This window comes from Halobaculum sp. MBLA0147 (genome assembly GCF_041361345.1).
Lineage (GTDB): Archaea > Halobacteriota > Halobacteria > Halobacteriales > Haloferacaceae > JAHENP01.
Map to the genome: position 1 here is coordinate 1,505,332 of NZ_JBGKAD010000001.1, position 12,771 is coordinate 1,518,102.

Consider the following 12,771-nt stretch of genomic DNA (forward strand, 5'->3'; position numbering starts at 1 on the left):
GTGGTTAAGTACCGAACGGACCCGATGTACACCGATGAGTAGCCAGCGGTGGTACCGGCTCGTGACCCTGTTGGGAACGCTCGTCGTGACGGCGGTCATTGTCGTCACGGCCCGGTCCACCCCGGTGCAACAGCTCGCCACGAACATACCGGTGCTGTCGACGCTTCCGGTGAGACCACATAGTCAGTCCGAACTGTTCGTAGAAACTGCCATCGCGGTCGCAGTCGTTGGCGTCGTCTTCACACCGCTGTACAAGCCACAGCCACGGCGGATTCTCGACACTGCGAGTCTCGCGGCCTACCGGACGGTGTTCGCGATTACCATTCTCGCGACCGTCGGATACTTCGACTACACCTATCGACTGCCCCGACTCACGCTCATCGTGGCAGCACTGATGCTACTCGTCACGCTCCCGACGTTGCTCATGCTCGTCAGACGCCGGCCTCGCGAGACGACGCGTGCGGTGGTGATTGGGGACGACCCAAACCTGATCCAGACCGTCATCGGCGTAGCAGACTTCACAGTAGTCGGGTACGTCGCGCCGCCGACTGTCAGACAGAAGTTATCGACGAGGTGGGATCGAGAGCAACTTGACGCGATCACGGACGGAGGCACCATCGGGGGAAAGGGATGTATCGGGGGAATTGCACAATTCCCCGAGGTGCTGACCGAGTATGATATCGATACCGCAGTACTTGCATTCAAACAGTCGGATAGAAAGGAGTTCTTCGGGACAATCGAGGTGTGCCACCAACACGGTATCGACGCGATGGTTCACGAGGCACACGCAGACACACTGTTGACAGACGAGATGGAGCGTGGACCGCTAGTCAGTGTCGTGGTGGAGCCGTGGGATTGGCAAGATCGGCTGGTTAAACGTGGGTTCGATATTGCGTTTTCCACAGTCGCGCTGACCGTACTGTCACCCCTACTGGTTGTGATTGCTCTCGCGATCAAACTTGAGGACGGCGGAACCATCCTGTACAGACAGGAGCGTACAGCCAACTTTGGGGATGTGTTTACTATTTATAAATTCCGGAGTATGATCGAGAACGCGGAGGCAGAGACGGGTGCAAAACTGAGTGAAGGAGACACTGGGAGTTGTGATCCACGGGTCACTCGTGTCGGCCGCGTTCTCCGTCGAACTCACCTCGACGAAGCACCACAGTTATGGTCTATTTTGATTGGAAATATGAGTGTCGTTGGGCCCCGTCCTGAGCGGCCGGCACTCGACGCCGACATTCAGGATGGTGTCAAGGACTGGCACAAGCGGTGGTTCGTCAAGCCAGGACTAACCGGGTTGGCACAGATCAACGACGCAACCGGTCACGAACCCGCCGATAAGCTCCGATACGACGTAAAGTACGTCAAGACACAGTCGTTCGAGACGGACATCAAAATCGTTCTGCGACAGGTGTTTCAGGTATTGGTCGATCTCTGGGAGATACTGCGGTGAGACGAGCGGTACGATTGTGTGATCGAAACCGCTACACAGATGATCCACAGGTTGGTTAGAAGAGCGAAATAAAACGTCGATCACTCCACGTACCGAGTGTCAAGGAGCCATACTACGCCGACAACGATACCAATGATTGCTGTGACACGTGGGTCAGAACTCACGTAGAGATTCGGCGTGAGTGGTCGAATCCACACCGGATACAGCCAGAAGCCGGAGGCTCCGTCGACGAACACGCGAAGCCCATCGAGGACCAACGACGTACAGCCACCGAATACCAGCAACGCGTACACTTCCTGCCACACCGACCGCTCGAACCAGACAGTGAACCCACCAGCAATCACTGCGACACCAGCGACAGACGCGATCGGATCATACTCAAACGGAACACCGAGCATAGATTGGATCACAACCTCATCAAGCACCAGGTCCAACTTCATAAGATCAGGAATCGCCGCCCCACCCATCGCCACTGGAACCCACCGTCGTGGCACCGACCAATACCATCCACCGACAGTCAGTACCACGTATGGAACGAGCACGTGGGTCAACAGATCAGCCATCGCGAGCCTCCAGTCGAAGCGGTTGTGTCCTGACCTGCCACGAATTGAAAAACAACCCGAGAACGAGTGCCGCCCCAAGCACCGAGACACCGTACTTATATAACGCGGCACCGCCGCTGCGGTTCACCACAACAACCCGATCGACGATAACTGACCGATCAGATGCAACTGTTCCAAGCACCTGCACAACACCACCAGGCTCGACAGAGGCACGCACATCCGTTGCCGTGAGCCGTAACGGACCGCGATCAGTATCAACGACGAGTTGCAGCGTTTCGCTATCTGCATCGACACTCACAACCTGCCCAAACAGGAACACAGTCTCGCCGACATACGCATCGTACTCACTCGCAAGCGCATCTTTCGTGGGATACGGCCACTCCTCATCATACGTCTGAGCATAATGCACCCCACTGGCTAACACAATTCCAACCACACACAGTGTCACCACCACGCGGGGCCACGTGCGCATGCACTATGCTCTACCCACGCACCTATTCAACATATCGAGACACACCCAATCACCCTCCTGTGGGCTCTTCACGAAAAGAAATCCACACCACTCGATCACCGACACAACAGCGACAACTCTTGCAGATGTGCCTGAATCGCCTGCCGGCCAAGCGGCGACAGCTGATACCGGGTCACATTCCCACGCGGATAGTCCTCAAGATACCCCGCAGTCTCCAACCGCCCGAGGTGCTCGTACACCGTCGAGTCACTCACCGCGCCACCGCGACACTCACCGAGCCGTTCGATCACATCCACACCACTCGGACGCTGTGACACCCGCTGGCAGGCACACACCACGGCCAGCAAGTCCCGCTGGATCGCCGGCCGATCCAACAGCGTCACGGCCACCACCCCGATACACCCAGTACTCGACAAGCCAATACACCGAACCAACGGCAGGAACCAAATCCGATCATAAGCGAGCGAGCCGACCAATCGCGTCGACTCACCCACACCTGCGCGTACAAACCCCGGGCGCGCTAGTGGTCCGTCACCTGCGGCGTGGCCAACACGTCCTGTAACTGCGACATCGTGAACACTCCCGTCGCGCCAGGCGCATCCAGTGAAATATCACTCAACGGCGTCGTCGTCGCGTACGACGCGTCCAATCGTGGCGCCCCATCAGTCGGATCTGACAACGGCCCCAAGATCGCATCGTGCGCAGCAGCGCGCGAGGAGGCCACCCACAACGCCTCTGACACCTCCAACTCAACAAACTGATCGTAATCGGCGGGCGCCGCCCGCCCGGTATCATGCGTCGCCCGTTCGGCCTCCCCACCAACAACCACCGCCCCAGCATCGTCAATCCCAGCCACGTCAAGGCGCCCATCAACACCATCGGGCGCATAATACGACCGCGCTTCGACCACCGGCGACTCCGAGTCCCCAACATACTCACGCGCCACGTACCGCCGTAACGCCTCGACCAAGGCCGCATGCGAGGCGGTCTCGTTGAGATCACCCGCATCCGGCCCGAACGTCACACCCTCACGCGCAAGATCATTCACCATGTCCTTCCCCTCGGGGGTCACCGTGTACATCGTCCGGCGGAAATCATCATCCTCTTTCAACAGCCCAGCCTCGACACACGCTGCCACATCGTCAGTACTCGCCCCCACGGCGTCTCGCACCACCCGCATACTGTCGAAGACGAGATCGAACTCCGCCCGGGTATATCGCTGTTCCATCGCGTTCAACACCACCTGTACTAATCGCAGTTGCGTGCCCGAGACCGGCGCCTCCGCAATCTCCTCGGGCGTACACTTCACGGCGGCCGCAACGGGCGGCACCCGCTCGCGATTCACCGCCGCCCACTCACCGTGACACCCCACCGCTCGCCGCAACCCCGCAAACGAGGGCGCGTACAACCGCCCACACTCACCACACGCAACCGCGTGTCGCTCCCCGTCATACGACACCCCACGCGGTAACGCATCACAGAAGGGCAGCGTCGTCGTCTGTGGACTCGTTGGCGCGGACTCCGACTCCTCATCCGCTTCACTCTCATCACGCTCTTCGCCAAGCGGCACACAGTAGGCGTCACGACACGCGGCGACCCGCTGGCTAAATGCCTCGTCGAACCCCGCCCCAAGACCATCACCCCGCTCGGGATGCCCCGGCGGCAACGGCGGGGACTCGATCAACTCCAGCGTGGGCACATCCCCCTGAAACGTCGGTGGCGGCTGATACAACCACTCCCCATCTGATAACCCACGCAACATCCTCGCCACCTCAGCCGGCGAATCATGGACCGTGGCCAACGCATCCGCCAACCCCTCATCAGCGTCAACCCGCCCACACAGCTTCAACGCGGTCTCAGCGAGTAACTCTCCGTACAGTGGCTCGGTCCCGGCCGCTGGCGCGTCCGCTGCCTGCCGGGGATACTGCATCGCCGCCCATACCGACACACCCATCCCACGCCCTTCGGCGAGATACCGCTGCATGAGCGGCGTCAACCCCAGCGTCGCGAACTCATCAATCGCCACGAGCACGTCCGCCGGCGTCGCGCCGGCGGGCAATGTCTGCTGGCGCCGCTGCAACGCGAACCACAACTGCGCTACCAACAGATGCGTCACCGCACGTTGCTGGCTCACGCCGAGCGCCCCCACATCGATGATGATCGTCACGTCCTCACCGAGCCACTCACCGAACCGAAACGCCGGCGGGGCCCACGTCCGCGCAGCCTCACCACCGGCGGGGTCCGGCACGACATCAGCAAGCGTCGCCAAGACCGGATCACCCGCCACCTTCTCGACACGCGTGGCCGCCCCCTGCATAATGCGGTCCACGAGTTGTTGATCACCAGCCGTCAACTGCCGGAGCAGATCCTCGAGCCGTGGCGAACTGACCGGCGGGCTCGTCCCGTCCATCCGCACCCGCTGAATTGCGGCCAACAGCTGGCGGTGGGGAAAGGCATCACTACCGTGCTCAGTGTCGAACGCGGCCGCGACCAACCGCCGGATCACGTCCTCGGCCCGGATCGCATCATCGAAGTTCGGCTCCAACAACCGCAACACCTGCAGATACTGATCGATCCGGCGTTCGACAGCCAATGCACGGTCTAGCCCGGCCTCAAGTGCCGGCCGAACATCGAACAACCCCATCGCGGGCACGACCTCCCCGACTGGCAGGTACACCACGTCCGAGAGGTCCCCGTCGACGGCATACAGACACCGTGCGAGCGTCTCCGGGAAGCCGTCGCCTTTCCCGTCGATGACGATCTGGGTGTGGTCGCCCGCGACGTGGCCACTCGTCAGCAACTGCTGTAAGAGGACGGACTTCCCGCTGCCGGTTTTGCCGCTGATCAGGGCGTGGACCGGCAGGTGGTCGGGATCGATTCCAAGCGGATCGCCAGTGGCACGGTCAGTGCCGTACAGGATGTCTGCTATCATGGTGTATACGTATGAATGATTGAAATAGGGGAAACGCCACCCGCGCCACGTGTGATGACAGCGGGCGCGGAAGGCGGTTGTGAAGCTAGTCGTCGTCGTCGTCACCGGGCGCTTGGTCAGTGTCCCACCCCGAACTCCGTTGGTCAGCCAGGGTGGTGGCGCTGTCAGGCGCCGGCGTGCGATCCACGTGTGAACTCTGCCGCTCACTCCGCCGGCTGGGGACATCCGAGGAGACCAGCAGCGTCGTCAGCTTTTCCGCTGACACAGTCGGGTACTTCTCGGCTGACAACCCGGGATACCCCGCGCGGAACCACGACTCCGTGGGCGTGACACCCTGGAGGAGACGCCGCGTGTCGGCTGGGCCGTACCGCGTCGACGAGAGGGTGACACTCGCCCGTGGCGTGCCGAACAACACGTTGAGTGGTTCAGTCGCCACGGTCTCGTCCATGATGGTGAGATCCGACGCGACCGGCGTCCACACCACCGTCCGAACCTGGAAGAAATCCGGCTCCATCGGTTCCTGATAGCGGTCGTACTGTGCCGGGAAGTGACTCCTCCCCCACCGCAACGGGACAAACGAGAGCGCCTTGCCGGCATACCCCAGCAGGACCCGGAGTGGCTCAGGATTGTCCGCAACACAGGCCTCCCGGACGATGGCCAGTTCACTGTTGGCAACGGGGTCGTGGTGGAGTGACATCGTCACCACCATCGGCGTGTGTGAACTGCCCTCCTGGAGCATCGAATCGAACAGCCGGTCAGGCGTCTCCGGTCCATCCGATGCATACGGTGGCAGGTATCGTCCAGTCGGGTCATCCTCAGATACCGTTGCCTCGACGGCTTCGACACGGGTGGCCGTGGTGAGGACCGCTGGTGGGTCCGTGCACTCGATGGTGTGTGTGGCACCGATCGTGTCCTCGAGCGTCGCCGCGAACTGCTCGCGTTTTCGACCCGGGACATCAACGTACAGCTCGAACTGTCCGTCCTGGGCAACACGGTGGACGGTGAGGCCACTCTGTGCAGTCGACTGCGCACGGTACCGATCCACGACCGCGAACACCACAGTCGGTGTCACGACGACCGCTGCCAACCCGACACTTGCTGACAACAGTGCCTCACTGGCGGCATTCGCCCACGGCGTAAGCACCGGGACCGATCCCGACCCGAGTGTGGCCGCCAGGGCCACTCCACCGGCAAGTGTGAATGCCCCGAGGATGAGGCTGCCGGTGACCGCGAGCGCGATGCCCCACCCGATGAGACCAGGATGTGACCGGACCGGGGTGGAGACCGTCTTGACGAACTCCCGGGTGACTTCACGAAGCGCTTCGTCTGCCGCATCGCTCAACTCACTCCCACTTCGGGGAGTGATGCGGATCATGTGATCGTTGTTCTCTGACATGTTTTCCGCAGTCAGGCGGAGGGGGGCATCGGTAATATGCTTTGTCGATAGCTTAGTTTGTTGGAATCTATTTTAGCAGCCGGAGCAAACCAGATATGATAATTGGTATTTAAACATGGATGCTGGCTTGGATACCCAAACTGACTAACATATAGTGTATTTTGTAATAGATTATGCCACTTTAGTCGATGGTAGAGGGACATGCTGAGAGACTGATAAAAATTGTGTCATGAATGATAATACCGTTCTAGATAGAACGGTCGTGTGAACCAACTGGTGCCTTCTACCAGATCCAAGTGTCTCTGATGGACCGCCAGTTGAACACGGTTCACTGGAGTGTCCGGTACGAATTGGAGCTCTGCTCACAGCATAAGTCGCAGACAGCCAGGAGACAGCGAACTGTTCCACAAACCCTCAGACGCGCTCAAAGCCGCGAAGCGACGTGCTTGCCGTCAGGTAGCTGATCTTAGTTAGAGCACATACGACAATAGAGCCCGGGGATAATGGACTGGTGGGTGATGTGTGGTGGGTGTGAGGCCCACGGCTCAATCTTATCGACGTGAGCATAGTGTGCTGGCAAGTGGTGACGGGGTGGACTGCGTGAGCGCGCGTGGCGGCGCGTATGTGAATACAGGATGTCGTAGGCACGCGCGGTCGTCGAGGTGGGCCTCGTGGGCACTCGTGGACAGGCAAGCGTGACAGAGGGATGTGATCAGATGTAGGGGTGTCTGTTGGAAATCTGTGTGTAGATAGTGCGAGACGTCTGTGTGTCCACTGGTAGCTGGAGTGTACAATTGTGATAGTCTGTTCAATTGCTGGACCCAGCGATCAGCCACGTGGGGGTCCAACGGGTCGCATTCGGTAGCGTCAATCAACAAGCAGATACACACACCCGAGACACGTAGTGCCACTCAAGCCCCTTTGGCCCAGTGTGGATCACATCTCACTGGCGTACTGTCGCACCCTACTCGCAACGACACGTATGCTCACAGACGGTCCGTCTGACCGCCACAAAGACATCAAATGCCTCCCCTCCCCCCGTATTACCACGGAGCTGTGTGGCGTCTGTGCCAGGACACAAACCCACTCAAAACCCATTAGAAGCTGTATGGGGCCTATAGAAAGCGTCTGTGTGTCTGTGGAAGAGTAGTGCTCAACGGAAGCGGGAGATATGAATGTGGTACAGTGAGACCGAGGACGGTACCAACACCTCAGAACAGATTCTGACTCTGGTTTGAAATTGCTGCCTCCGGAAGGAGGATCACAAGGCTAAGGTCGCGGTCAAATGCCCATACAGCATCACTGTCACTGTCGAACTCGCATTCATGGACCACGTTTGCGGGAATCGTGGTGCGATGTGAGCCACCACGATGCCCGATTGAGCGTGTTTTGACGGAATCAATAGAGATATCGGCGACACTGCTACAGTCCTGCGACTCCGCGATCAGGTCTTCAAGGGTCACTTCATCTGACATGCATGCTGCGGGAGGGCACCAGAGCACTAGTAGACTGGAGACTGTCCGAGTCTGTGGACAAGATTCTCTGTAATCAGCACCTCAATCCTAGTTTCGCTTTCTCTGTGGCAGACGATTGATAGGTTGTGGGAACATGTTGCAATTGGTGCTTATTACATTTGCTCGCACCCGTTGAGACGCGATGCCTCGAACAATCGAAAACCCGATGACGCGGCCACTAAGCAGTCGTGTCGTGGAGGGAACCGATGGGTAGTGTTCCCGAGGGTCTAGCCCAAGAGATCCGAGACCGAGACGGGGGCTGTGTACTGTGTGCAACAACCAAAGACGAAGCGTCGCTCCACGTTCACCACAAGATCCCGGAAGAAGAGGGTGGAAAGACAGTACCTGAGAACCTCATTACGCTGTGTAAGTCCTGTCATCACCAGCACCACCGGTCTGGGGTGGCCGATGGCGGAATCGCCGATATCGACCCGGACAACTACGATCAGGACCTGACGAACGTAGATCAGGACATCATTGGCGTGTGCAAGCAACACGGGCCGAGTAGTGTCGGTAAACTCATTGACACAACCGGAGCCACAGGCACGTACGTTCGGAATCGTGTTCGGTACCTGTGGGCTCATGGTGTATTGTCCCGCTCACAAGAGGGAACGTATGGACTACCGGCTGACGTTGAGTCACCAGCCAAGGGAACGCTTCCAGATGAATCGTACACCGCGTTCCTACTGGGCCGTGATGAAATGTTGCGACGACTCAGTGAGGCGTCAGTCGACACAGACGATGTGTTGGAGGCTGTTGGGTTGAGTAGCGACTCTGTGGATCGAGCTCTCAACCGAGTTGCTGGCTGGGAACCACCAATTGATGAAAATTGGCATCGCGGTCGTGACGACAGCGTCGACTGTGATCCAGTCACGAGAGCACCGCCAGCAAGAGAGAATGAATCGCAACAGAACTCCGAACAGGGCATCAAAGGACACAGACAGCCAGACACGCCGTCACATCACGACGTGTGTCGGTGCCAGTGCCAGCGTCAGCGCGCACAACCGCGTCGGCAGGGGACAGCTGACGCTGCCACCCTTCGAGAGCTCGTACAGATGTTTGAACAGCGCCGACACCAGCCACGGAGGCGTCTATAGATGGAGTCAGACACACCGGAGCGACCACGAGGTGATAAAAAGGAGCGAAATGCACGCCAGCGTGCACGCAGGGAGTTACAACGAGCCCTGGCGACGCTTGACGCGGGCGGGTACGCACAGACGATCACACACCTGGCAAAGGTGCAACAACATCTCGCCACCTGTATGCAGGCAGCGTTGACACGAGCGCGTGAAGAGCCCACAGGCGACGAGACGGAGACGTAGGGAGCGACAAGCACTGTTTCTACACGCGTGGCGATACACATCGGAGCTTACAATGCAGCGGCGCAACCACCACACGGTATGGAAATAAACGTGTCCTCGTCACCGGCGGTGCCGGTTTCATCGGATCGAACCTCGCGAACAGTCTCGCCGTCGACAACGACGTGACGGTCGTCGATGACGGGTACCTCGGCACACCAGAGAACCTCCGTGACGACGTGACCTTCGTCGAGGCGAGCGTCACCGACGACGATCTCCCGACGGACGTCGACGTCCTCTTTCACCTCGCGGCGTTGTCCTCGCTGACGATGCACGAGGACGACCCGGCACGCGGCGCGCGGGTCAACGTCGAGGGGTTCGTCAACACGGTCGAGCAGGCCCGGCAAGACGGCTGTGAGACGGTCGTGTACGCCACCACTTCCTCGATCTACGGCGACCGGACGGAGCCGTCCGCCGAGACGATGCCGGTGGCGGCCAACACGGGGTACGAGGCGTCGAAACTGGCTCGCGAGCGGTACGCGGAGTACTTCCACAACTACCACGGGATGACCCTCGCCGGACTCCGGTACTTCTCCGTCTATCAGGGGTATGGCGGCAGCGAGGGCCACAAAGGCGAGTACGCCAACGTGACCGCACAGTTCGCCGAGGACATCGCGAACGGCGAGCAGCCGGAACTGTACGGCGACGAGCGTCAGACACGCGACTTCACGCACGTCGACGACATCGTCTGGGCGACCGTCCTCGCGGCCGAGCACGAACTCCGGGGGATCTACAACGTCGGGACGGGTGAACAACACTCCTTCCGCGAGGTCGTCGAGTTGATCAACGAGACGCTCGGCACCGACGTGGCCCCGACGTTCGTCGAGAACCCGCTGGAGGTGTACGTCCACGACACGATGGCCGACTACTCCAAGCTGGAGTCCGCGACCGGCTGGGAGCCGGAGATCGACCTCGAGACCGGGATCGAGCGCGTCTGCGAGCAGTACACGGAGTAGTGAAACCGGGAGAGTAGGGAACTCGCTGTGTCGTGACCGACCCGTCCGCCGACTGGATCGGCTCCACACGGACGACGCCGGTCGGCGTCGCGTCTCACACCTCGTTCGCGACTGCGGCTTCGAGGATCGGCGCGTAGCCGGGTTCGACTGACGCGTCGGCACGGTCGAGACGGGCCGGGTTCCAGAACCGTGCCGCAGCAGCGTCCGATCCCGCCTCGACGGTCCCACTCGTCGCCGACCACGGGGCGGTGTAGATCACGACCAGTACCGTTCGCCCGTCTGGATGTGTCACGTGGTGAGTCGTCAACAGCGACAGCGCGTCTGTCGCGACGGTGAGTCCGGTCTCCTCGGCGAGTTCACGACACGCGGCGGCCGGTGCCGGCTCGTCGTACTCGAGGTACCCTGCCGGGACACTCCAACTCCCAACCGCTGGCGGCACCGTTCGCTGGACCAGTAGCACCGCGTCGTCGTCGACGACCAAAATCCCGGCACAGGGTCGTGGATTCCGGTAGCGTGGCGCATCACACTTCGGACAGTACGGCCGTTCGCGACCCTCGATCACGCGACTCTCCAGTCCAGCACCACACTCGACACAGTGTCGCGGCGCAACGTCCATCGGCTGTCGAGTGTGTCCCGACGTGGAAGTGCGTGTCGAGGCATACACCGTGTCGACGCACGAGGCGGTACCACGACACCCCGAGAGCAACGTACAGATACCACCCCCACGTACATTGTTCGATGACACTCCTCGTCCCCTACGACGCCTTGGAGCTCGCCGACACCGCACTCGCCCGCGCCGCCGCCTTCGGCGACCTCCTCGAGGAGCGCGTCCTCGCCGTGACGGTCGTCCCCGAGCACAACGCCCGGTACGCTCGCGAGCGCGGCTGGCTCGCCGCGGACGAGCCGTTCGACCGCGAGACGATCCACGAGCGACTCCGCGAGCAGATTCGGGAAATCGCGCCACACGCTGCGACGCGGTTCGAGCGCGTCGACCGTAACGCGCCCTCTGGGACCATCTCGACGCGCCTCCGCCGTGTCGCCGCGAGCGAGGACACCTCGATGGTGTTCGTCGGGAGCGACTCGGCCGGCCGACTCACCCGCTCGATCGCCAGCGTCGGCTCCGGCGTCGCCGCGGACGCCGCCTACGATGTGGTGATCGTCCGCCGACCTGGGCCGTCGACGAGCGAGACGCTCCGCGACGTGGAACCCGAGGCCGAGTGACCGATTCGCGGACGAGAAGGAGACCCACCGGTCGGTCGGATCGGACGCACCGCACGAATCGATGAGAACCCGCGACGAGTCCTCGGTCTACCGCTCGATCAGTTCGACCTCGTGGCCGTCCTGGTCCTTCGTGAACGCGTAGCTGAACCCACAGGACTCGGGGTCGCGGTAGTCCTCGCTCTCGCGAGTCATCACGGTCGCCCAGTCGTCTTCGAGGTCGTCGACGCGGACGGCGAGGTGGCCCCACGCGTCACCCATCGTGTACTCGCGGCCGTCGTAGTTGTACGTCAACTCGACGGCCATCGCCTCGTCGGCGGCGCCTTCCGGCTTCGCGAAGTAATTCGCGAAGGTGTCGGCCTCCCAGCGGCCGGTGTGTTCGTACTCGAAGGTGCGCGTCCAGTAGCCCAGCGCCTCCGTGGCGTCCTCGACGCGGATCATCGTGTGGTCGAGCGACCACCGCGCGCCGTGGTCGCGCTCGACGATCTCGATCTCGTGGCCGTCCGGGTCCTTCACGAACGCGTACCCGGGGTTCTCCTCGGGCGGGCGGTAGTCTTCGACACCCTCGTCCATCAGCTCGTAGTACGCCTCCTCGACGTCCTCGACGCGGACGGCGATGTGGCCCCACGCGTCGCCCAGCTCGTAGGTGTGGTCCCCGTGGTTGTACGTCAACTCGAGGATGGCACCCTCCTCGTGCATCTCCTCGGGCCCCAGGAAGTAGTTCGTGAAGTCGCCGCCGTCCATCTCACCCTTCACCTCGTAGTCGAGGTGGGTGGTGTACCAGTCGATCGCCTCCTCGTCGTCTTCGACCCGCATCATCACGTGGTCGAGCGTGTACGCCATACCCGAGTGGTGGGTCGGGCGTTCGATAAGGCTACCGACGGGCGACGCGACCGCCGGATTCGG

At 61.0% G+C, this 12,771-nt stretch carries 11 protein-coding genes and 1 pseudogene; 5 read left to right on the forward strand and 7 right to left on the reverse strand.

The genetic code is table 11. The features are described 5' to 3' along the window. Positions 1–34: 34 nt before the first annotated feature. Entirely contained in the window at positions 35–1,456 is a 1,422-nt protein-coding gene (locus RYH80_RS07100; RefSeq protein ID WP_370903158.1) for a sugar transferase, read from the forward strand. Between the two features lie 80 nt (positions 1,457–1,536). Here RYH80_RS07100 and RYH80_RS07105 read toward each other — a convergent pair whose 3' ends face one another. From RYH80_RS07105 to RYH80_RS07125, 5 genes are all read right to left on the reverse strand, one after another. After that, positions 1,537–2,019: a hypothetical protein gene (locus RYH80_RS07105; RefSeq protein ID WP_370903160.1), complete on the reverse strand. Its 483-nt coding sequence runs from the start codon at positions 2,017–2,019 to the stop codon at positions 1,537–1,539. Continuing rightward, on the reverse strand, positions 2,012–2,473 hold the full coding sequence (locus RYH80_RS07110) for an OB-like fold-containing membrane protein (RefSeq protein WP_370903161.1): 462 nt from the start codon (positions 2,471–2,473) through the stop codon (positions 2,012–2,014). The genes RYH80_RS07105 and RYH80_RS07110 overlap by 8 nt, the downstream gene beginning before the upstream one ends. A 113-nt stretch (positions 2,474–2,586) precedes the next feature. Beyond that, positions 2,587–2,874, reverse strand: a complete 288-nt coding sequence (locus tag RYH80_RS07115; RefSeq protein ID WP_370903162.1) for a hypothetical protein — start codon at positions 2,872–2,874, stop codon at positions 2,587–2,589. A gap of 137 nt (positions 2,875–3,011) precedes the next feature. Further along, positions 3,012–5,423, reverse strand: coding sequence for a TraM recognition domain-containing protein (locus RYH80_RS07120; RefSeq protein WP_370903163.1), 2,412 nt, complete (start codon positions 5,421–5,423; stop codon positions 3,012–3,014). A gap of 85 nt (positions 5,424–5,508) precedes the next feature. Next, positions 5,509–6,819, reverse strand: coding sequence for a hypothetical protein (locus tag RYH80_RS07125; RefSeq protein ID WP_370903164.1), 1,311 nt, complete (start codon positions 6,817–6,819; stop codon positions 5,509–5,511). Between the two features lie 1,720 nt (positions 6,820–8,539). Between RYH80_RS07125 and RYH80_RS07130 the strand changes: the two genes are divergently transcribed. The 3 genes and pseudogenes from RYH80_RS07130 to RYH80_RS07140 all read left to right on the forward strand — a co-directional run. Continuing rightward, positions 8,540–9,430, forward strand: coding sequence for an HNH endonuclease (locus RYH80_RS07130; protein WP_370903165.1), 891 nt, complete (start codon positions 8,540–8,542; stop codon positions 9,428–9,430). Next, entirely contained in the window at positions 9,431–9,655 is a 225-nt protein-coding gene (locus tag RYH80_RS07135; protein ID WP_370903166.1) for a hypothetical protein, read from the forward strand. It abuts the gene before it with no gap. Between the two features lie 83 nt (positions 9,656–9,738). After that, positions 9,739–10,647, forward strand: a pseudogene (locus tag RYH80_RS07140) (NAD-dependent epimerase/dehydratase family protein); the annotation flags it as partial. A gap of 94 nt (positions 10,648–10,741) precedes the next feature. Here the strand turns inward: RYH80_RS07140 and RYH80_RS07145 are convergent. Continuing rightward, a complete protein-coding gene (locus RYH80_RS07145) occupies positions 10,742–11,263 on the reverse strand; it encodes an NUDIX hydrolase (protein WP_370903167.1) in 522 nt (173 codons plus the stop codon). A gap of 122 nt (positions 11,264–11,385) precedes the next feature. On the opposite strand from RYH80_RS07145, the gene RYH80_RS07150 reads away from it, so the two are divergent. Then, entirely contained in the window at positions 11,386–11,868 is a 483-nt protein-coding gene (locus RYH80_RS07150; protein WP_370903168.1) for a universal stress protein, read from the forward strand. Positions 11,869–11,955: 87 nt separating this feature from the next. Here the strand turns inward: RYH80_RS07150 and RYH80_RS07155 are convergent, their stop codons facing one another. Beyond that, entirely contained in the window at positions 11,956–12,708 is a 753-nt protein-coding gene (locus tag RYH80_RS07155; RefSeq protein ID WP_370903169.1) for a VOC family protein, read from the reverse strand. Positions 12,709–12,771: the final 63 nt, after the last annotated feature.

What these genes read in the sequence shown, in the direction of transcription:
- RYH80_RS07120 (WP_370903163.1), bottom strand. Translation starts at nt 5,423, where the DNA reads ATGATAGCAGACATCCTGTACGGCACTGACCGTGCCACTGGCGATCCG.
- RYH80_RS07130 (WP_370903165.1), top strand. Translation starts at nt 8,540, where the DNA reads ATGGGTAGTGTTCCCGAGGGTCTAGCCCAAGAGATCCGAGACCGAGAC.
- RYH80_RS07145 (WP_370903167.1), bottom strand. Translation starts at nt 11,263, where the DNA reads ATGGACGTTGCGCCGCGACACTGTGTCGAGTGTGGTGCTGGACTGGAG.
- RYH80_RS07150 (WP_370903168.1), top strand. Translation starts at nt 11,386, where the DNA reads ATGACACTCCTCGTCCCCTACGACGCCTTGGAGCTCGCCGACACCGCA.
- RYH80_RS07155 (WP_370903169.1), bottom strand. Translation starts at nt 12,708, where the DNA reads ATGGCGTACACGCTCGACCACGTGATGATGCGGGTCGAAGACGACGAG.
- RYH80_RS07105 (WP_370903160.1), bottom strand. Translation starts at nt 2,019, where the DNA reads ATGGCTGATCTGTTGACCCACGTGCTCGTTCCATACGTGGTACTGACT.
- RYH80_RS07135 (WP_370903166.1), top strand. Translation starts at nt 9,431, where the DNA reads ATGGAGTCAGACACACCGGAGCGACCACGAGGTGATAAAAAGGAGCGA.
- RYH80_RS07125 (WP_370903164.1), bottom strand. Translation starts at nt 6,819, where the DNA reads ATGTCAGAGAACAACGATCACATGATCCGCATCACTCCCCGAAGTGGG.
- RYH80_RS07100 (WP_370903158.1), top strand. Translation starts at nt 35, where the DNA reads ATGAGTAGCCAGCGGTGGTACCGGCTCGTGACCCTGTTGGGAACGCTC.